Annotated in this window: 18 protein-coding genes and 1 pseudogene; 13 read left to right on the top strand and 6 right to left on the bottom strand. The window is 63.4% G+C overall.

Features of this window, described 5'->3' with window-relative positions; genetic code table 11:
• The first annotated feature begins 24 nt into the window (after positions 1 to 24).
• The 3 genes and pseudogenes from AC5WEY_RS09795 to AC5WEY_RS09785 form a co-directional block, all read left to right on the top strand.
• Positions 25 to 2592 (top strand): AMP-binding protein, encoded by a 2568-nt coding sequence (locus AC5WEY_RS09795; protein WP_495646520.1) that lies wholly within the window; start codon positions 25 to 27, stop codon positions 2590 to 2592.
• Positions 2593 to 2666: 74 nt separating this feature from the next.
• Positions 2667 to 2954, top strand: coding sequence for a hypothetical protein (locus AC5WEY_RS09790; protein ID WP_495645765.1), 288 nt, complete (start codon positions 2667 to 2669; stop codon positions 2952 to 2954).
• A 60-nt stretch (positions 2955 to 3014) separates the two neighbouring features.
• Positions 3015 to 4400 (top strand): annotated as a pseudogene (locus AC5WEY_RS09785) (LLM class flavin-dependent oxidoreductase); the annotation flags it as partial.
• A 416-nt stretch (positions 4401 to 4816) separates the two neighbouring features.
• Here the strand turns inward: AC5WEY_RS09785 and AC5WEY_RS09780 are convergent.
• Positions 4817 to 5383, bottom strand: a complete 567-nt coding sequence (locus AC5WEY_RS09780) for a TetR/AcrR family transcriptional regulator (RefSeq protein ID WP_495645764.1) — start codon at positions 5381 to 5383, stop codon at positions 4817 to 4819.
• A gap of 78 nt (positions 5384 to 5461) precedes the next feature.
• On the opposite strand from AC5WEY_RS09780, the gene AC5WEY_RS09775 reads away from it, so the two are divergent.
• Both AC5WEY_RS09775 and AC5WEY_RS09770 read left to right on the top strand, forming a co-directional pair.
• Positions 5462 to 6259: an SDR family NAD(P)-dependent oxidoreductase gene (locus tag AC5WEY_RS09775; RefSeq protein WP_495645763.1), complete on the top strand. Its 798-nt coding sequence runs from the start codon at positions 5462 to 5464 to the stop codon at positions 6257 to 6259.
• 43 nt (positions 6260 to 6302) lie between these two features.
• Positions 6303 to 7253, top strand: coding sequence for an alpha/beta hydrolase (locus tag AC5WEY_RS09770; protein ID WP_495645762.1), 951 nt, complete (start codon positions 6303 to 6305; stop codon positions 7251 to 7253).
• Between the two features lie 57 nt (positions 7254 to 7310).
• Here the strand turns inward: AC5WEY_RS09770 and AC5WEY_RS09765 are convergent, their stop codons facing one another.
• On the bottom strand, positions 7311 to 8603 hold the full coding sequence (locus AC5WEY_RS09765) for a CynX/NimT family MFS transporter (RefSeq protein WP_495645761.1): 1293 nt from the start codon (positions 8601 to 8603) through the stop codon (positions 7311 to 7313).
• Between the two features lie 123 nt (positions 8604 to 8726).
• Here AC5WEY_RS09765 and AC5WEY_RS09760 point away from each other — a divergent pair, with 123 nt between their 5' ends.
• The 6 genes from AC5WEY_RS09760 (at position 8727) to AC5WEY_RS09735 (ending at position 13501) form a co-directional block, all read left to right on the top strand.
• A complete protein-coding gene (locus AC5WEY_RS09760; protein ID WP_495645760.1) occupies positions 8727 to 9281 on the top strand; it encodes a helix-turn-helix domain-containing protein in 555 nt (184 codons plus the stop codon).
• A 65-nt stretch (positions 9282 to 9346) separates the two neighbouring features.
• Positions 9347 to 10633 (top strand): competence/damage-inducible protein A, encoded by a 1287-nt coding sequence (locus tag AC5WEY_RS09755; RefSeq protein ID WP_495645759.1) that lies wholly within the window; start codon positions 9347 to 9349, stop codon positions 10631 to 10633.
• The gene (locus AC5WEY_RS09750; RefSeq protein ID WP_057476494.1) at positions 10630 to 11190 is read left to right on the top strand and encodes a TetR/AcrR family transcriptional regulator; all 561 of its coding nucleotides are present in this window, start codon (positions 10630 to 10632) and stop codon (positions 11188 to 11190) included. The genes AC5WEY_RS09755 and AC5WEY_RS09750 overlap by 4 nt, the downstream gene beginning before the upstream one ends.
• Positions 11191 to 11348: 158 nt before the next feature.
• Complete coding sequence (locus AC5WEY_RS09745; protein WP_495645758.1) at positions 11349 to 11783, top strand: hypothetical protein; 435 nt, start codon at positions 11349 to 11351, stop codon at positions 11781 to 11783.
• 27 nt (positions 11784 to 11810) lie between these two features.
• Complete coding sequence (locus AC5WEY_RS09740) at positions 11811 to 12461, top strand: DUF4232 domain-containing protein (protein ID WP_495645757.1); 651 nt, start codon at positions 11811 to 11813, stop codon at positions 12459 to 12461.
• Positions 12462 to 12757: 296 nt separating this feature from the next.
• Positions 12758 to 13501 (top strand): hypothetical protein, encoded by a 744-nt coding sequence (locus AC5WEY_RS09735; RefSeq protein WP_495645756.1) that lies wholly within the window; start codon positions 12758 to 12760, stop codon positions 13499 to 13501.
• A gap of 54 nt (positions 13502 to 13555) precedes the next feature.
• On the opposite strand, the gene AC5WEY_RS09730 is transcribed toward AC5WEY_RS09735, so the two are convergent.
• Together AC5WEY_RS09730 and AC5WEY_RS09725 are read right to left on the bottom strand one after the other, a co-directional pair.
• The gene (locus AC5WEY_RS09730) at positions 13556 to 14905 is read right to left on the bottom strand and encodes an alpha/beta hydrolase (protein WP_495645755.1); all 1350 of its coding nucleotides are present in this window, start codon (positions 14903 to 14905) and stop codon (positions 13556 to 13558) included.
• A gap of 74 nt (positions 14906 to 14979) precedes the next feature.
• A complete protein-coding gene (locus AC5WEY_RS09725) occupies positions 14980 to 15468 on the bottom strand; it encodes a nucleoside deaminase (RefSeq protein WP_495645754.1) in 489 nt (162 codons plus the stop codon).
• 140 nt (positions 15469 to 15608) lie between these two features.
• Here AC5WEY_RS09725 and AC5WEY_RS09720 point away from each other — a divergent pair, with 140 nt between their 5' ends.
• Positions 15609 to 16184, top strand: a complete 576-nt coding sequence (locus tag AC5WEY_RS09720) for a GNAT family N-acetyltransferase (RefSeq protein ID WP_495645753.1) — start codon at positions 15609 to 15611, stop codon at positions 16182 to 16184.
• Positions 16185 to 16194: 10 nt separating this feature from the next.
• Here the strand turns inward: AC5WEY_RS09720 and AC5WEY_RS09715 are convergent, their stop codons facing one another.
• Positions 16195 to 17190: a Bug family tripartite tricarboxylate transporter substrate binding protein gene (locus AC5WEY_RS09715; protein WP_495645752.1), complete on the bottom strand. Its 996-nt coding sequence runs from the start codon at positions 17188 to 17190 to the stop codon at positions 16195 to 16197.
• Between the two features lie 163 nt (positions 17191 to 17353).
• Here AC5WEY_RS09715 and AC5WEY_RS09710 point away from each other — a divergent pair, with 163 nt between their 5' ends.
• Positions 17354 to 18157 (top strand): bestrophin-like domain, encoded by an 804-nt coding sequence (locus tag AC5WEY_RS09710; protein WP_495645751.1) that lies wholly within the window; start codon positions 17354 to 17356, stop codon positions 18155 to 18157.
• A gap of 22 nt (positions 18158 to 18179) precedes the next feature.
• Here AC5WEY_RS09710 and AC5WEY_RS09705 read toward each other — a convergent pair whose 3' ends face one another.
• Positions 18180 to 18587: a DoxX family protein gene (locus AC5WEY_RS09705; RefSeq protein WP_495645750.1), complete on the bottom strand. Its 408-nt coding sequence runs from the start codon at positions 18585 to 18587 to the stop codon at positions 18180 to 18182.
• Positions 18588 to 18621: the final 34 nt, after the last annotated feature.

Raw genomic sequence — 18621 nt, 5'->3', positions numbered from 1 at the left:
TAGACTCCGTCGGTGCTCAGCGAGATGACTTACCTCGACCGCCCCGGTGTGCGCTTCGCGCGCGAGCTCGGCCGCTTCGGTGACCAACCTGCCCTGATCACGGCACACGAGACGCTCACCTACCGTGACCTCGACGAACGCGTCGAGCGTCGTGTACCGGAACTCGGGACGACGCGCCGTCTCGTGCTGATCGCCGGTTCCAACGACGTCGACGTGATCGTCACGTATCTGGCGGCGCTGCGGGCCGGGCATCCGGTGCTGGTGGCTCCGGGCGACAGTTCCGGCCACCTCGACGGCCTGATCGACGCCTACCGGCCCGATGTGGTGGTACGCACCGTCGACGGCCGCAGTGTTATCGAGAAGGACGACCGACAACCCGGGCTCCACCTGCACCCCGACCTCGCGTTGCTTCTGAGCACGTCCGGCTCGACCGGTTCGCCCAAGCTCGTCCGTCTCTCGCATCGAAACGTGCAGTCCAACGCCGAGTCGATCGCCGAGTATCTCGGCATCCGCTCCACCGACCGAGCTGTGACGACGCTGCCCATGCACTACTGCTACGGGTTGTCGGTCGTGCACAGCCACCTTCTGCGCGGTGCCGCATTGATTCTGACCGATTCGTCCGTCACCGATCCCGACTTCTGGACCCTCGTGCGGGCTCAGCGCGGAACGACGTTCGCAGGCGTGCCGTACACCTTCGATCTGCTCGACCGGATGGGCTTCGAGCAGCTGGATCTGCCCGATTTGCGCTACATCACGCAGGCCGGTGGCAAGATGCCGGCGGACCGCGTCCGGAAATACGCCGAACTCGGTCGACGTCGGGGATGGGACTTGTTCGTCATGTACGGGCAGACCGAGGCGACCGCTCGAATGGCCTATCTGCCACCCGATCTCGCCGCTACCCACCCGCACACCATCGGTCGTCCGATTCCCGGCGGTATCTTTCGCCTCGAGGCAGTCGACGACTTCCCCGATGGCACAGGCGAACTCGTTTACTCCGGACCGAACGTCATGCTCGGCTACGCAGAGGGTCCCGACGACCTTCGCCTAGGTGACATCCTCGCGGGCGAACTGTACACCGGCGACATCGCGCGGCTCACGGACGACGGGTTCTACGAGGTGGTGGGGCGCCGAAGTCGATTCGCGAAGGTGTTCGGCCTGCGCATCGACCTACAGCACCTCGAGTCCGCACTCGCACGGCACGGGCTGACGGCGTGCTGCACCGGTGGTGTCGACGAGTTGGTCGTCGTCATGGCAGGCGGAGACGTCGACGAGGCCCGCCGCACGGCCGCTCGAACGAGCAGCCTCCCCGTTGCCGCGGTCCGAGTGTGCCTCGTCGACGAACTGCCGCGAACGCCCACCGGCAAACCCGATTTGCGAGCGGTTGCGGCCATCGCGGACCGGCACGAACTCGACCCGACGGACGCCGTCTCGACCACCGCTGACGTGAAGGCGCTGTTCGCCGACATACTGCACTGCTCACAGGTGGATGACGACAGCACGTTCGTGAGTTCGGGCGGCGACTCCTTGTCGTACGTCCGTATGTCCCTGCGACTGGAAACCATGCTGGGCCATCTCCCCGAGAACTGGCACAACACACCGGTGCGAGAATTGGTTCGTGGCCCGCGCATGCACCGCGGTTGGTGCCGAGTGGAGACGAACGTTGTGCTGCGGGCACTGGCGATCGTTCTGATCGTAGGCTCACACATTCACCTGTTCGCGGTACTCGGCGGAGCACACGTCCTACTAGGAATCGCCGGCTACAACTTCGCCCGCTTTCACCTCGGCGCAGCCGATCGCAACGAGCAGATTCGACGTGTATTGCGAAGCGTCGCCAGAATAGCCGTTCCCAGCATGCTGTGGATCGGATCGGTCATCGCCCTCACCGGCGACTACCGAATCACCAGTGCCTTTCTGCTCAACGGAATCCTCGGAACGGACGGGTGGTCTGCGGAATGGCGGTACTGGTTCGTCGAAGCGATCGTGTACATCGTTCTCGCCGTTGCTGCGCTGCTCTTCGTGCCGTTTCTCTATCGCCTCGAGCGCTGTCACCCCTTCTGGTTCCCGATGGGACTCATGGGCCTGGGACTCGTCACCCGCTACGGCCTGGTCGACATCGACAACAGTCCCAACCGCATCCTGACCGCGTCGGTGGTCTTCTGGTTGTTCGCATTGGGTTGGGCTGCGGCGCAGGCGAACACCGTCCGAAAACGACTGTGCGTGACGGTGACAGTCGTGGGCACGGTGCCCGGGTTCTTCTTCGGCGATACACAACGAGAAGCCATCGTCTCCATCGGTCTGTGCATGCTGGTATGGCTATCGTCGATTCCGTTACCCGTGATACTGAGCCGGGTGGCAGGAGTGTTGGCGAGCGCCTCGCTTTTCATCTACCTCACCCATTTTCAGGTCTACCTGCCACTACGCGACGACCACCCCGTGCTGGCATTCGTCCTGTCGATCGTCGTCGGAATCGTGTTCTGGCAGGCGGTCGACCTCGCACTCGCTCTGCGAAAAAGAGTCACGACGCGCGCCCGACAGGCCAGGCTTCGAATCAGCGTGATTCGAACCGTCGCTATCACGATGCGGACGGGTTAGCTTCAGGGTCGATGCTCTGCTCGAATCGATGCGGTGGACTCCAGGTCTACCCGACAGTGAGGACTCTCCGTCGCATGGCGCTCAACAACGGAACATTGATTCACCTCGTCGCGAAAGAGGGAAGGCAGGACGAGGTCGCTGCCATTCTCGGCGAAGCCCTGGGGGCCGTGGCTCGAGATCCGAAGACCGCCACGTGGTACGCGTACCGAATCACCAACACCGAGTTCGGAATCTTCGACTCCTCCGAGTATTCGGACAGATCGGCCACCGATACCCATCCGGTCCTGACGCGACTGTCCGAGGAGCTGTTGGACCGAGCGCCGACGGTGCAGCCGTTCGACGTCATCGCAGCCAAAGTCTGAATCCGTCTGCGGATAACGCAGCTCGACCTCGCACTGACACACCGATCGAAAGAGCCAGACATGAACGCACGGCCGGACACCGCACGCAAGCAGCTCGTTCTGAGCGCTTTCGACATGGCGTGCGTGGTACACCAGAACCCGGGTATGTGGACCGACGCCGATGATCAGACCCACCGATACACCGATATCGAGTACTGGGTGGAACTGGCGCAGACCCTGGAAGCCGCTGGATTCGACATTCTTTTCCTTGCCGACGTACTGGGCTTCTACGACGTGTACGGCGGCAACCGCGATGCTGCGTTGCGCACTGCCGCACAGGCTCCGGTCGCCGATCCACTGTTGACGATCTCCGCCATGGCCGCAGCCACGAAGACGCTAAGCTACGGGGCGACGGTCTCGTCCACCTACGAATTGCCCTACAAGTTCGCCAAGACGATGACGACTCTCGATCACCTCACCAAGGGGCGCGTGGCATGGAACGTTGTCACGTCCTACCAGCAGAGCGCGGCGGTCAATCTCGGCCTGACACAGCAGATTTCGCACGACGAGCGCTACGAGATCGCAGACGAGTTCATGGAGGTCTGCTACAAGCTGTGGGAGGGCTCGTGGGACGAGGACGCCGTGGTACGCGACCGCGAGCGTGGCGTCTACACCGAGCCTTCGAAGGTGCACGACATCAACCACGCCGGCAAGTACTTCACGGTCCCGGGTGCCCACCTCGGTGAGCCGTCGCCGCAGCGCACACCGTTTCTGTTCCAAGCAGGTGCGTCCGCCCGAGGCCGTAAATTCGCCGCGAAGCACGCAGAAGCGGTGTTCCTGGTGGGAGTCAACCCGCACGACGTGCGGCCCATCGTCGATCAGTACCGGATGCTCGCAGCCGAACAGGGGCGTGATCCGCGAAGCCTGAAGATCATCATGATGCTCACGCCCATCGTGGCCGAGACCGACGAACTCGCTCACGAAAAGCTGCTGCAGGTTCAGAAGCACGCTCAGGTCGACGCCGCGCTGGCGCTCTGGGGCGGCTGGACCGGAGTGGATCTCTCCGGCGCCGACCCCGACAAGCCCCTGGATCAGTTCCGGGGCGACGGCATTCGTGCGTTCAGCGACATGCTCACCCGGGTCGACAGCGAATTGGTATGGACTCCGCGGAAATTGGCGGAATGGCTGTGCGTCGGCGGCATGAGCGCGAGCATCGTCGGATCGCCGAAGACGATCGTCGACCACTTCGAGGAGTGGATGGAGGTGGCAGATGTGGACGGCTTCAACATCGCTCGCGTCACCAACTTCGAGACGTTCCGAGACTTCGGTGAATTGATCACCCCCGAGCTCCGTCGTCGTGGATTGATTCCCGACACCAACCGAACCGAGGCCACCTCCCTCCGTGAACTGGTGCTCGGGCAACCGCGGCTTCGGGACGACCACCCCGGTGCGTCTTTCCGCCCGGCGGCGAAGACTGCTCCCAAGCAGGCCCCGCCGACGACGATTCGCGTGGCACCTCGCAACGTCGGCCTCCTGGTCACACTCACGGCGAAGCCCGACACCGTCGACGCGCTCGAAACTTGGCTGACCGAAATGCATGCGCACGCGGTCGACGAGCCCGGGACGACAACGTGGTACGCGATCAAGCTGGGCGACAATCGATTTGCGATCTACGACACCTTCCCCGACGAGGACGGACGCCAGGATCACATCCACGGCACCATCGTGAAATCGCTTCGCGAACGCCAGCAGGAACTTCTCGCGGAGCCGCCGGTCATCCGTCAGGTCGACTTGCTCGCGGTCAAATCCTTGCTCACTGCCTGATCGAGTAGAAACTTCGTCACCGATGGCGCTGCAGGGCTGTCATCGGTGACGAAGCCGAATCAGCCGGCGGTGTCGACCGACGACGTCGGAGATATTGCCGCAACCAGTCGATCGATCACTGCTCGCACCACCTCGGGCGACGGAGTGTGCGTCAACAATCCCTCGACGACGAACGTTCCGATGCGCAGCATGGCATCGGCTTCGGAGCCGGACAGGCCCGATTTCTCGATATCGGCGGCGAACAACGACTCCGCAAAGTGATGAAAACCGTTGTGCCAGTTCTTTATTGCTGTTGATTTGGCGACACGGTCGTGCACCGTCGAGACCAGCGGTCCTGCTTTCTGCAGCCGCTCCACCAGCCAGACCAGACGATCCGAGAGTGGGCGATCCGCGACGTTCAGGTAGTCCGCCGTGTCGTCGGCGGCGATGGCTTCGAGAACGGCGACCAGAATGTCGTCTTTGTCGTCGAAATACCAGTACACCGTGTTCGGGGTGATGCCGGCAGCCTTCGCCAGTCGACTGATCGATGCGCGATCGAAGCCGTCGGACACGAACATGGCGCGGGCGGCAGCGACGATGTCGTCTCGCTTGCTCTCCCGGTCATGTAGTCCACGATTTCTGGGCATGCTCGAGAGTTTATCTTGAACGACCATCAAGACACTGCTACCGTTCTTGACGACCGTTCAAGAGAAGGAGCCTGGCAGATGTCGAGTACCGGACGTACAGCACTGATCACCGGCGCGTCGGCAGGCATCGGTGCCGCATTCGCCCGTCATCTCGCCGCCGAGGGGCACAACCTCGTCCTGGTGGCGCGCCGCGAGGATCGACTGACCGCGCTGGCCGCCGAACTCACCACTCGCCACGGCGTGCGCTGCGACGTGGTAGCCGCAGACCTGGCCGATCCGCGCGCCCCACGTTCCATCATCGAACGCACCCAGGCACTGGGAGTCGACATCGATATCCTGGTCAACAACGCCGGGATGTCCGGAAATTCGGCGTTTGCAGACGTACCGTTCGAGACACTCGCCGCGGAGATACAGGTAATGGTGACGGCAGTGACTGAACTAGCCCACCTCACCGTTCCCGGTATGAAGCAACGCGGCTACGGACGGATCATCAATCTGTCGTCGCTGGCGGCACTGCTTCCACCCGCGGCGAGCCTGCTCTACACCGGCATCAAGTCTTATGTACTCAACGTCTCGCAAGCACTCGACATGGAATTGCGTCCGCACGGTGTGCACGTCACTGCGTTGTGCCCGGGATTCACCCATAGCGAGTTCCACGACGTCATGGGAACCAGGGATGCCGCGACCTCCAAGCTCCCCTCACTGCTGTGGCAGAACCCGGAGGATGTCGTCAGGGAGGGATGGCGAGCAGTCGAAAATGGCACCCCGGTGTGCGTTCCAGGCATGGTGAACAAAATTACCGCTGCTGCGTCCAAACCGATCCCGAAGCGCATCGGGTACTACCTCGGCAGGACTTTCAATCCGTTCAAACACTGATGTCGAACCTGCACGTCTTGCTGCTGACCAGAGGAACAAGCGCATGATCACTGACGACCACACCGACTTCACCCGGACCGAGACATCGTTCGCTTCGCACGGAATTCGTTGCGCGGTCACGGTTTTTCGTCCCCGGACTCCCGTTGTCACGACTCTGCCGGCAATCGTGATGGCACACGGATTCGGCAGCCCCCGAGCCATGCGCCTGTACGCCTATGCGGAGCGCTTCGTCGCGGCCGGTTATGTGGTGTGCGTCTTCGACTACCGCTTCTTCGGGGACAGCGAGGGCGAACCTCGCCAGCTGTTGGATGTGCAAGAACAGCTCTCCGATTGGCGGAACGCAGTCGAGTTCGCCCGCTCTCTCGACGGTGTCGACGAGAACAGGATCGTCGGCTGGGGTACATCGTTCGCAGGCGGCCACGTACTCACGTTGGCGGGCAACGGCGTTCGGTTCGCAGCGGTCATCGCCCAGGTACCACACATCGACGGCATCGCCGCCGTTCGCGCCACCGGGTTCGGACAGGCATTGCGACTGGCACCGGCCGCCATCACGGACAGCGTTCGTGCAGTCCTGGGGCGATCGCCTTACTACGTGGACAGCGTCGGACTACCCGGCACACGCGCGGTGATGGTCTCACCCGACGCAATTTCAGGGCGTGACCGATTGGTCGGCGAGTCCGGTCTGACCGACGGCGATTACCCGGAAACCGTTGCAGCACGCATTCTTCTGAAGATCTGGCGGTACTCCCCCGGCCGGACGATGTCCGAGATCGAGTGCCCCACGCTCGTGCAGATCGCGTCGAACGATTCGGTCACTCCGGCGGCGGTCGCGCAGCGCGCTGCGGCGAAAGTTCGCAGAGCCACCGTCCGTACGTACGTGGGGGGTCACTTCGATCCTTACACCGAGCCGCTGTTCTCCTCGGTGATCCGAGATCAACTGGCATTTCTCGCCGAGAACGTGCCCCTGCACCTCCGCGCTGCGCCCTCCGCCTGACCGCGCGATCGGTACGCCCACAGTTCTCGGACCGGACGACCATGGCGCATACCGCGCTCATGTCCCACCCACACCGCTCTTCGACTTGATCACCCGATCCATCGACCTCACCGGCGAATCTCGCCCGGCAATCCATCCGCACACCGTCAGCGGAATCATGACCGCCAACAGTGCGAGAAGGGGCGCGGTCCACGAGCCGGTCGAGCTGTGGATCGCACCCGTCGCGACGGGTCCCGCGGCGGCAACCAGGTAGCCGATCGACTGCGCCATGGACGACAGGCTTGTTGCCGTCGCAGTGTTCGGAGCTCTCAGGTTGATCAGCGTCAGAGCGAGCGAAAGTTGGCCTCCCTGACCGAGTCCGAGCAGAATGGCCCATACTGGAGCAAGCTCCACGCTGCCTGTCAGGACGCCGATCAAACCGGCGACAGACAACGCCACGACCGCTGTTGCGAGCACACTCTGCCGACGGATGCGGGCGGCGAGTACGGGGACGGTCAGCGCCGTGGCGACGCTCGACACCGACAGTGCTGTCAGCAGCAGTCCCGCGTTTTCGGCACTGAGCCCGCGATCTCGGTAGATCGTGGGGAGCCACGCAATCATCGAATACGCAAGCAGTGATTGAAGTCCCATGAATCCGGTCACAGCCCAGGAGACAGATGATCGTAGAACAGCGGTCTGCCCCCTCGGTACCGAAGACCGGGTCGCGGAAGTCGGCCTGCACTCGACGTGCCGAAACCGCAGTGCGAGAAATGCCATGGCCACCAAGGCGAGTGCGGACGGTATCGCCCAGGCCATGAGGGTCGTTCGCCAGTTGTGGAATACCGACGAGTCCAGCGGGACCGTGGCCCCCGAGGCGATTCCTGCGCTGGCACTGACCAGTGCGGTGAACAAGCCCGTCATCAATCCGATTCGGTGTGGAAAGAGCAGTCGGATCAACACCGGACCGAGTACGTTCGCCACTGCGATGCCCATCCCGGCGAGCAGGGTTCCGATCAGTAGCGCCGGCCACGAGGGCGCGCCCCGTAGCCCCGTCCCGACGAGTATCAGCATCAGGCATCCGGTCAACACGACGGGTACGGTCCATCGCCGAACTGCCCTCGTCGCAACGACAGCAAATACGCCCAAGCACAGGACCGGTCCGGTGGTCAGTAATGCGGCCGAACCGGACCCGAGAGCGTAGGACTGCCGAATTTCGGCAAGCACTGCCGACGCACTCCCGAACACCAACCGCAGATCCAGGCCCAGCAGAACGATTGCCGCCACAGCCGCCGTCGTCCCCACCACGGAAAGAGCAGTTCGACCAGAACCCTCCGCGCTGCCCGACGGGTGTTTCGAGCCGGTATCGGCCACCGGTGCTCCCATCCTCGAATTGCCATTGCCCGTTGTCGACCATCGCAGGCGGACGCCGGCAAATCAACCACGCAGGCAAATGAAGTGACCCCGTGGGCAATATCGATGCGTACCATTTCTCCCATGCCAGACCATCCGAGTGACGACAACTGGATCGGACGCAGGATCGCGAGCCACCGGCGCGAACGGGGTTGGACACTTGCCGCCCTCGGGAATCGAGTCGGCCTCTCGACAACTCAGCTTTCACGCATCGAGTCAGGGAGCCGGCAGTCGTCGGTGGGCACGTTGATCGAACTTGCGCGAGCCTTCGAGGTGACATTGAGTGAACTCGTCGCCGAGGAGCCGACGCTCGCGTTTCATCTGGTGAAAGCCGGAGAGCAGCGTCCACATGAATCTGCCAACGGATCGATGACGCCCCTGTCCGGCAACTACCCCGGCATCGATGCGGTTCTGCTGACCATCCTTCCGACCTCGGATGCCCCGGTTGCCCAACACGCCGGCGAGGAATGGCTCTACATCCTCGGCGGTTCGGTGGAAGTCACCATCGGAAACGACACCGTAGGACTCCACACCGGCGATGCGCTGCACTTCCCGTCACTGAACACTCACTCCGTGCGAGCACTCGGTGACGAACCCGCACGTGCACTGCTGGTGTCCACCACCTCACGCACCCACTGACGAACGGGCGACGAACAAGTGGCCACCGCAGCTCTGCTCCAACGCCGGGACAGTAGGGTCGGGGAATGACTGTGCGAGCGGGTGTAGTGGTCACGGGAACCGAAGTGCTGGCCGGTCGGGTCGCCGACCGAAACGGCCCGTGGGTCGCCCAGCAGCTACTCGAGCTGGGTGTCGACGTCGCACACATCACGATCTGTGGCGACCGGCCCGATGACCTGACGGCACAGTTGCGATTTCTCGCGGATCAGCGCGTCGATTTGATCGTCACCACCGGCGGCCTCGGCCCGACCGCCGACGACCTCACGGTGGCGACCGTCGCGGCGCTGTACGGCCGACAGATGCACCTCGATGTCCAACTCGAGAAGCGAATCTCCGAGATCGTCGAGCGTTGGCGCAGCCGGCTCAGCTCTGCCGTCGACTCCGAGCCGCTGAAGGCAGGAATTCGCAAGCAAGCGATGGTTCCCGAAGGCGCGCACTCCATCTCGCCGACCGGAACTGCGCCTGGCGTGGCGATCGCAGCGAACGACTCCGGGACGCTGCCTACGGTGCTGATCCTGCCCGGCCCTCCTCGCGAACTACAGGCGATGTGGGAAGAGGCCCTCGCGTCCGCGCCCGTCGCCCAGCTCTTGACGCGACGAGCACAGATCCGTCAGGACACCATTCGCGCCTACAGACTGTCCGAAGCCGATCTCGCCGCGACATTACGGACGGCAGAACGTGACATCGAAGGGTTCGACGCACTCGAGATCACCACATGCTTGAGCCTCGGAGAACTCGAAATGGTGACCCGCTACGGGGAGTCGGCAGCAACCGCATACTCCGAACTCGTCGCGCTGATCGTCAAAGATTATGGCGAACAGGTCTTTTCGACCGACGGATCCACCATCGACGACATCGTCGCCGACAGACTCACCGGCCATAGAATCGCCACCGCGGAGTCCTGCACCGGAGGCATGATCGCGGCCCGGCTCACCGACCGCGCAGGCTCGTCGGCCTACGTCATCGGCGCAGTGGTGTCCTACGCGAACGAGGCGAAAACGGGCCTACTCGACGTCCCGGCCGAGACCATCGAACAACACGGAGCCGTCAGCGAACCGGTGGCGGCATCGATGGCCGAGGGCGCACGGAACCGACTGGGCGTCGACATCGCAATATCCACCAGCGGAGTCGCAGGACCGGGCGGCGGGACGGAACTCAAGCCGGTCGGCACCGTCTGCTTTGCGATCGCCGCCGCCGACCGACCGACCGTCACCCGCACACTCCTACTCCCGGGCGACCGGGCAAGCGTGCGCGCCCTGTCCACCACAGCAGCGATGCACATGCTCGCCGACGCGTTGAAACCCGACCGGTGACCGAGGACTCCGACCGAGTCACTTCTCGCCGACGATCACCCAAGGGAGCCGCGCGCCGATCGGCGATCCTCGAAGCCGCGTTGAACGTCTATGCGACCAGCGACCGACTCGGTCCACGGCTACGCGACATCGCCGAGGCGGCCGGAGTAACCGAAGCGGGCGTGCTCCACCACTTCGGCTCGAAGGACGAATTGTTCGTCGCGATCCTCCGCCGTCGCGACGAAAACGCAGCGGTGATGCACGATCTCAGTACAGCCGAGGGGCAGAACGCCTATTTGGCGGAGACGACCACCACTCCAGGACTCACGAAGCTCTTCGTCGACATGTCGGCTGCAGCAGCCGATCCCACTCATCCAGCACATACCTTCATGGCCGAGCACCGCGCCGCTGTTGTGAGTGTGATCACCCGACTCGCTCCTGATGCCGACATCGACGCCGTCGAAGCCGTCGCCGCACTCGCCGAGGGGTTACAACTGCAGTGGCTGTCCGATCCCAGCGTCGACGTCGCCGGACGCATGCGAAGGTTCACCGCCATCTTGCTCGAACTGGATCGATAACACCTCCCCTGTCGTGTTGAAGCGCGATGCCCGGCATATCGTTAAACCTTGCGCGATTCAGTTTTGATGTTATCGTTAGACGAAGTAAGGGCTTGCGCATTCGGCACACCCATCACGCCTTCGGTTACCGGGGTACAACTCAGCAAGGAGTATGCAAGGTGCACAGATACATTCGGCGAGTCTCGACCCTGCTCGCACTGACAGCAGCAGCGGCAACCTCGGTCGCGGTCGGTACCGCATCGGCCGATCCACTTCCCTCACCGCTGAATCTCGAGACCTACAGCCTGCCCCAGTCGGGGTTCTGTGCCGCCAAGATCGACGTCTCGATTCGCCCCGGCGCGGAATCCAACTCCTACGTGATCGTCGGACCGGACATTCAGTACCTCGGCATCGGCCCATGCGACCTCACCGCCACACTCAGCTGGAAGGAACTGGCCACCGGCAGAACAGGTTCGGACGACATCCCGGTCACCAGCGGTCTGGTGAACTACGGACTGAAAACCTTCTCGGGGCACGGCCTCGTCCAATACACGCTTACCACCAACGGTCCGCACACCACCGACAGAGCGACAGGCACGGTCCAGATTCCCTGAGCAACGCTTCACGAGCAGGAGGCAGCGATGAACCGAACTGGAGTGGTGTCGGTATTCGGGATAGTCGGCCTGATCGCCTTGGCCGGATGCACCACCGTGGAGACGGCACCGTCGGACACCGCGCCCACTCCGTCGACATCGGCTGCGCAACAGCCTGTTCAGGCTGAACCCACCGGCACGTCGTCATCGGGCGGGACCGCGGCCGGCGGTGCCGACAACGAGGTCGGTTCTGGAGGAGCCGCCGTTGCGGCGTGCACCGCCGCGAACATCACTCCCACCCTGGGAGACATCACACCGAGCGATGTTCAAATCACGGTTTCGTTGCGCTACACCAACTCCGGATCCGTGCCGTGCAACGTCACAGGCTTTCCCGGCGCAACGCTGCAAGGGCCCGACGTCGATGGTCTCGGACCGGAGTACAACCTTGCACGCAGCGACATCACACCGTCGACCACGATAACCCTCGAACCCGGGGCGACCGCAGTTGCCGATCTGACTCTCGGCGCGGTGAACAAGAACGACGAGCGGGCATGGATCCCGACTGCATTCCTGACCACCGCCCCGGGAGACACGACGGTGATGACGCTTCCCTTCCCCGCAACGGTCGGCGTGCAGCGTCAGGACGGTGCGACGCACCCAGCGAGCTTCATCGGTGCATTCCGCGGGCCCGTCGATTGATGCAACGTCGGAGCGACTGACAGGTGTAGGTCTGTGTCCGGCGGGGCACTCCCGTACGGTCCTGAAAATGGCGACCAGTCGCCTCGACCCATAGGAGACTCCATGACGATGCCGAGCGATGCAAGCGAAGCAGTCCCGTCCCAGGGAAGCAATGACGGCCCGCGCGAACATACGCCCGAGACCGATGCAGTCGAAGGCGCGCACGTGGACGAAGAGAATGTGCCTCACCCTCCGAAGGACACGGATCCACAGAAATGAGCTTTCGCCCGGTCGCTGCCGACTGACATAGTCGGGGCATGATCGCCTCCCCGTCCATCGAGCAGTTTCGTCGACTGGCACAGTCGTCGCCCTGGCGCTGGAGAACTGTCGAGTTCGAGTTCGTGCCCGCTCGTCACAGTTCCCCGGTGCACGCATGGATTCGCCGCCCGGACTCCCTACGAGTGGAGACTGCCGACGGCCAGGTCACCGAATTGGTTTCCGCAGCAGGCCCGTTCGCAGGAACGATGGTGGTTTACTCGAACCCTTCCGGCCATCGACCACCTGGCCGTTGGGCAACGGATACAACTCCGGTATTCGACGCCGACGGGCTGGTGTCGGAGCTACCGTCGGAGACCGATTCGTGGCTCGTGGACTGGGACGACCCGTTCTACGAGAACTATCAGTGGATCGCGATGCTCAACCCTCTCGAACTGACCCGCTCGGCCCACGATCGTTCGTCCACCACGATATGCACGGAGATGTCCGAGGTGACGGTCGTCGAGCATCACGGCCGGCCGGCGTGGGAGTCGGTCGTTCGCACCACCGAGCAGTACGACGCCCGATGCGAATGCTGCCCGTTGTTGAGTGGGCACTACGACTTCGATGCAGACCATTGGGTTCCGGGGCCACCGGCCACCGTGCGCCTCGACGTCCAGACCGGGATCTGCGTCTACGTCGGTGCCACCACCGACCAGCCCACCGGGGGCTTCGATATCGACGTGACGATCCTGTCCGTGGACGACAAGATGGACGACAGCATGTTCGTGCGGAGCTATCGATAGGATTTGGTGCCACCCGTACACCCTCACGTGCAGTTTACGTGCGGCCCGAGGGCATCAGACGAAGGTGCGAAGGAACTCGATCTTCAGACGGGTGTAGTCCTCGGTCCACTTCGAGCTGACTGCCATGAAACCGTGGTCGAGCTTCGCCTCGTTCGTGCTGTACAAGTTCAGGCGATTGGCGACGCCTACCCTGTCCAGCTTGGCGCTCAATTCGGCTGCCTGGTCGGGGAAAGTACCGGTGTTGCCGTCGGAGATGAAACTGGGCGGGAAGGCGGCTGTGGCGTTGTCCACGACGTTCGCCTGCGCCAGCAGAGCCGTGTCGGTGGTGTCCAGGTAGCTCCGGGCCGCGATGTCGAAGAAGAATCCGTTCGACGGGCTCGGTGATTGCGGTTCGCCCGCTCTGCCGACATCGAGGGCGGCGCTCTCGAACACCACCGCCTTCAAGGCATTTCGGTCCATGGTCGGCTCGACGCCTAGTGCGCGTGCGTAATCGGGGTCGGTCTGCACAATGGCGTAATTGCCCACGATATGGCCGCCCGCGCTGGTTCCGGCGAGCACGACGCGACTCATGTCGAGTCCGTACCGGTCGGCGTTCGTGGCGAGGAACTGAATGGCCTGGCCCAGTTGGATTGTCTGCGTGGGAAAGCGGTACTGCGGAGCGAATGCGTAGTTCAGCGACACCACGTTGTAGCCGGCGTCGAGCATGGGGCCCGCCCAGGACGCGCCACCCGAATCTGCACTGGGAGCACCGTCTGCTTTGTCGCCGACGATCCAGCCGCCACCGTGCACCGTGATGTACGTGGGCCGACTGATCGATGCATCGTTGTCCGCGATGTAGATGTCGAGAAACGAATTGGGTAGCGCCGAGCCATATTCGACGTCGCTGGTGCGTCCTGCACCGTTTACTACCTTCGTCGCCGTCTGCGCGTCGGGCTCGAACGAGTTGCTCTGCCCCAAGGCATGCAGGGATCGGATCAGCGGCACCGGACTGGCCGCCGTGGTGATCACCAGGGCGGAGACCACCACCGCGCTCGCCGCAGCGACACCGGCCGATACGACGGCAGCCGCCCTACGGGTACCGGCCCGACTCGACGGGCCCACTGTACGGCCCGCCCAAGCCGACGCGAGCAGAAAGAATCCCAGTGCAATGGCCATGGTCAAACACAGGACCCACAGTGCGTGAACACCGGTCACCAACCATGCCACCTGAGCGACGACGGCGACAGCGCCGAGCGAGATGCCCACGGCTGCACGCTTCCCGGCATCGAACGAGCCGAGCCGCATCGACACCGCTGCCACGGCGATGACCCACAATCCGACCGCGAGCTGCTGACGGATGAGGACGAACTCGAGCCATGCGAGTACAACAATGACGCCCCCGGTCACCGCGAGCACAGTAGTCATCGCACTCGTACGCCGTCCGCTGTCGGTCTCGATGCCGTTCGGCACGCGCTTCCCCTCTGTGTCGTTCGAGTGCGCTACTGCGCAGCAGCGTGACGTCGCCGGTGTAGTTCACGGACGGCATCGCCGAACTCGGCGACCGGCCCGTCGACCACGATCCCCGGCACGATCTGTTCGATGGGCAACGGTGTGATGGCGAGTGGTGCAGCACCCAATTCTTCGAGCCACGTGAGCAATTGAGCGGTAGACGTGGCGTACACGATGCGGCCGAGCCCGACTATTCCGTGGCTCGCAGCGCACATCACGCAGTGCTCACCGGAGGTGTAGACCGTCGATGCCCGACGCTGCACTGGGCTCAGATTGGTGGCAGCCCAACGAGACAGAGCGATCTCGGGGTGCTGGGTGGGATCGTTCCGGTCGCCGACCCGATTTCTGTCCTCGGCCAACACTTCCCCGCCCTCCGAGACGAGTATCGATCCGAACGGATCGTTGCCCGTCTGCACTGCGTCCGCCGCCAAGTCCACAGCACGGGCCAGGAATGCGCGGTCGCTCGAAGAAATACTCATATTGCACCACCGGGTGCGTCGACGATCGAAATGTTCACGCCTCGACCGTACCGCCTGGGCTTTCGCCGCTTGCCGACCCGGCAGTTCCAACACCGCGTGCGTTCTGCAGGTCGACGACCGATCCTCGGTACGATCATCAGGTGAACTTCTCGGTACGACCTGCCACGTCGTTCGCGGATCTGAGTTCGATTCTCGGTCCCAAGAACCCGACGTCCTCGGTCTGCTGGTGCCTGAGCCACCGTATCGATTCCGCGACCAACAGGGCACTCGTCGGCCCCGAACGCGGTGAGTACGTGGAGAAGCTGACCCGTCGCAGTATCGCGCCGGGGGTACTGGCCTACGACGGCGACGAGGCAGTCGGCTGGGCGGCAGTTGCACCACGCTCGGAGTTACCGTTTGCGCGGTCGAACAAGATTCCGCATATCGACGATCTACCGGTCTGGACGGTCTGGTGCTTCCGCGTGAAGGCCGGCCACCGAAAGCGCGGAATCGCACATGCGTTGTTGGACGGTGCCGTTCGGTTCGCGGCCGACCATGACGCCCCGGCGGTCGAGGGGTATCCGGTGGACAACAGGGGTGCGAAGGTCGACCTGACGATGGCCTACGTGGGCACCCGCGGGTTGTTCGAGTCGGCGGGCTTCGAGTTCGCTGTGGAAACAACGTCGGTGTCGGGTGGCTTCCCTCGAGTGATCATGCGAAAAGACCTGCGCCGCTAGGATGCGGGGCTCACCGCGGCACCGCGTGCATTCCGGTCTCCACATCCTTCTGAGTCTCGGCAAGGAAGGTGTCGAGCTCGTCGCCGATCATGAAGGTTGTGGTGAATTTGCCGCTCTCCGCGATCTGTTTCCAGGTGGGTGTCTCCACCATCTTCCCCAGCGCCGTACGCCAGTAGTCGACTGCGTCGACGGGCATGTCCGGTGGTCCGTACAGTCCACGCCAATTAGCCAGCGTGACATCGAAACCCAGCTCTCGGGCCGTGGGGACGTCGAGACCGGGGATCCGATTCTCGGCCAGAACGCCGATGCCGGCGAGGTCCCCGGATGCCAGTTGCTCGACGAATTCACTGACGCCACCGATGGCCACGTCGATCTCACCCGCGGCAAGTGCGGCGGTCTGTTCGCGGCCACCCTCCTGGGTGACGTAGCGGACGACGGAGGGGTCACCGCCGGCCGCCGAGACCAGGAGGGAGAAAGGCAGCTCGTCATCGTGGGCTGCACCGATCCCCACGCCCGATGGGTTGGACGCGACCGCAGTCATGACTCCGCGTAGGTCGGTCAGTGGACTGCCGGGACGCGTGACAACGACGTAGTACTCGGTCATCAGTCGGGCAATCATCGTGACGTCGTCGTACCCGTATTTCGAGACTCCGCTCACCTGATTCACCATCATCGACAACGACGTCACTGCAAGCTGATCGTCGGTGCCACGATGGTCCTCGACCATCGTGGCGAGGTAGTCGGCACCACTCCCACCGGGTCGATTCTGCACCGGCAGAGCTGTTTCGACGATCTTCTCCTTCTGCAGGGCATCCACGACCGAACGGATGGTGAGGTCGAAGCCACTGCCGGGATCGGCTCCCGCCGTCATGGTGACGGGGCCGTTGGGATAGGGCACCGAATCGGACGGGGCTGCAGAATCGGTGTCGATCCCGGAATCCGTACATCCGGTCGACACGAGGGTGGCGGCGATCATGACACTGAATATCGACTTCTTCGCGATCACAGCATCGCCCCTCGGTCCGGCACAGCGGTCGCTGCTTCCAGCCAACTCTAGGACGCAGCGTCGAGGGGCGGAGCAAAACAACGTCCGGAGAACCGCGTCGACATGCGCCGAGGAGTAGGCGATTCCAGCGACGTACTGGCCCGCACTCACTTACAGTTGCGCAGTGTCGAGCTGGATACTGGGTCTGATCGTCGTGCTCGTCGTAGTGCTGGCCGTAACGGCCAAACTCGCTGCCCGCACCCGAGCGCCCGATCCGGGTTGGTTCATCGACAGCACTCGGGCCGCCGGCGCGTTGACCGTGATCGGCACCATGTTCTCTGTCCTGTTGGCGTTCACCATTTTCTTTGCGCTGCAGAGTTATCAGCGCGCGAGCAATGGAGCCAGCGTCGAAGCCGTCGCCGTGACCGAGCTGCACAACGTGGCCGATGTCCTCGAAGGACACGACGGTGAAAGGCTGCACGGCGGCCTCATCTGCTACAGCCGTGCTGTCGTCTCGGACGAATGGTCCGCGATGGCGCACAGCGAAACCTCCCCGGCGGTCGATCACTGGGTGGACACCATGGTCGAGGACTTTGCGGCCACCACACCGGAAGGTGCCTCGCAAGAGGCGGCGTACGGACAGTGGTTCGATCAGCAAGCCGAACGCCGCGACGGTCGCCGCGATCGCCTGGCCGAGGCAACACCGTCGGTCCCCTTCCCACTCTGGATCGTGCTGGGAATCGGAGCATCGGCAATTCTCTCGTACATGTGCGTACAGGCGGATCGCCGCGAATCCGCTGTGGTACAGGCCGTTCCGATCGCGTTCGTGTCGGCGCTCGTGGCCTCCGCGCTAGTCGTCGTCGCGTTTCTCGACCACCCGTACTCCGACTGGTCGGGCAGCATCCAACCCACCGAGATGAACGTGACGCTGCACTTCATCGATGACGGTCACCCGGCCCCGTGCGACGAGTCCGGCAACCCCACCTGACCCGACGGATGCGCGGCACCGACTACCGCACGATCGGCATCACCTGACGCACCTTCGGATCACGCAGATACAGCGCGCCCCAGGCAAGAACACCGACGTACACCGCGAACAGGACCGTACTGAACAACGGCTTGTCCACTCGCCAATTCGTAAGGACGGCACCACCGAGATATCCGGTCAGGAGCACCGCACCGAGAAATGCGGTGCGCGGTACCAGGTACAGAACCAGGCACACCAGTAATACGACGCCGATGACAGGCGTCATCTCGTCGCGCAGCCCCAAGTCCACTGTCGCATCTTTCACCTGTTGCACATTCAGCAATTTGCCGGCGATATCGAAAATCAGAAACAGCGCGAGCAGGCCCGTCAGGACCCAACCCACGCGTCCTGCGTTGCGCGAGTTGGTCGCAGGTTTTGTCGTCATGGTCATGGTGGTCTCCGATGCTTGCTGAGTGAGGTGTCGC

The sequence above is a fragment of the Rhodococcoides sp. S146-33 genome (genome assembly GCF_059489205.1).
This window is presented reverse-complemented; position numbering and strand designations above follow the sequence as displayed.

Bases quoted from the DNA above. Each gene is read 5' to 3' on its own strand.
- AC5WEY_RS09755 (WP_495645759.1), top strand. From the start codon at position 9,347: ATGACTGTGCGAGCGGGTGTAGTGGTCACGGGAACCGAAGTGCTGGCC.
- AC5WEY_RS09770 (WP_495645762.1), top strand. From the start codon at position 6,303: ATGATCACTGACGACCACACCGACTTCACCCGGACCGAGACATCGTTC.
- AC5WEY_RS09780 (WP_495645764.1), bottom strand. From the start codon at position 5,383: ATGCCCAGAAATCGTGGACTACATGACCGGGAGAGCAAGCGAGACGAC.
- AC5WEY_RS09795 (WP_495646520.1), top strand. From the start codon at position 25: ATGACTTACCTCGACCGCCCCGGTGTGCGCTTCGCGCGCGAGCTCGGC.
- AC5WEY_RS09760 (WP_495645760.1), top strand. From the start codon at position 8,727: ATGCCAGACCATCCGAGTGACGACAACTGGATCGGACGCAGGATCGCG.
- AC5WEY_RS09775 (WP_495645763.1), top strand. From the start codon at position 5,462: ATGTCGAGTACCGGACGTACAGCACTGATCACCGGCGCGTCGGCAGGC.
- AC5WEY_RS09705 (WP_495645750.1), bottom strand. From the start codon at position 18,587: ATGACCATGACGACAAAACCTGCGACCAACTCGCGCAACGCAGGACGC.
- AC5WEY_RS09725 (WP_495645754.1), bottom strand. From the start codon at position 15,468: ATGAGTATTTCTTCGAGCGACCGCGCATTCCTGGCCCGTGCTGTGGAC.
- AC5WEY_RS09730 (WP_495645755.1), bottom strand. From the start codon at position 14,905: ATGACTACTGTGCTCGCGGTGACCGGGGGCGTCATTGTTGTACTCGCA.
- AC5WEY_RS09735 (WP_495645756.1), top strand. From the start codon at position 12,758: ATGATCGCCTCCCCGTCCATCGAGCAGTTTCGTCGACTGGCACAGTCG.
- AC5WEY_RS09740 (WP_495645757.1), top strand. From the start codon at position 11,811: ATGAACCGAACTGGAGTGGTGTCGGTATTCGGGATAGTCGGCCTGATC.
- AC5WEY_RS09790 (WP_495645765.1), top strand. From the start codon at position 2,667: ATGGCGCTCAACAACGGAACATTGATTCACCTCGTCGCGAAAGAGGGA.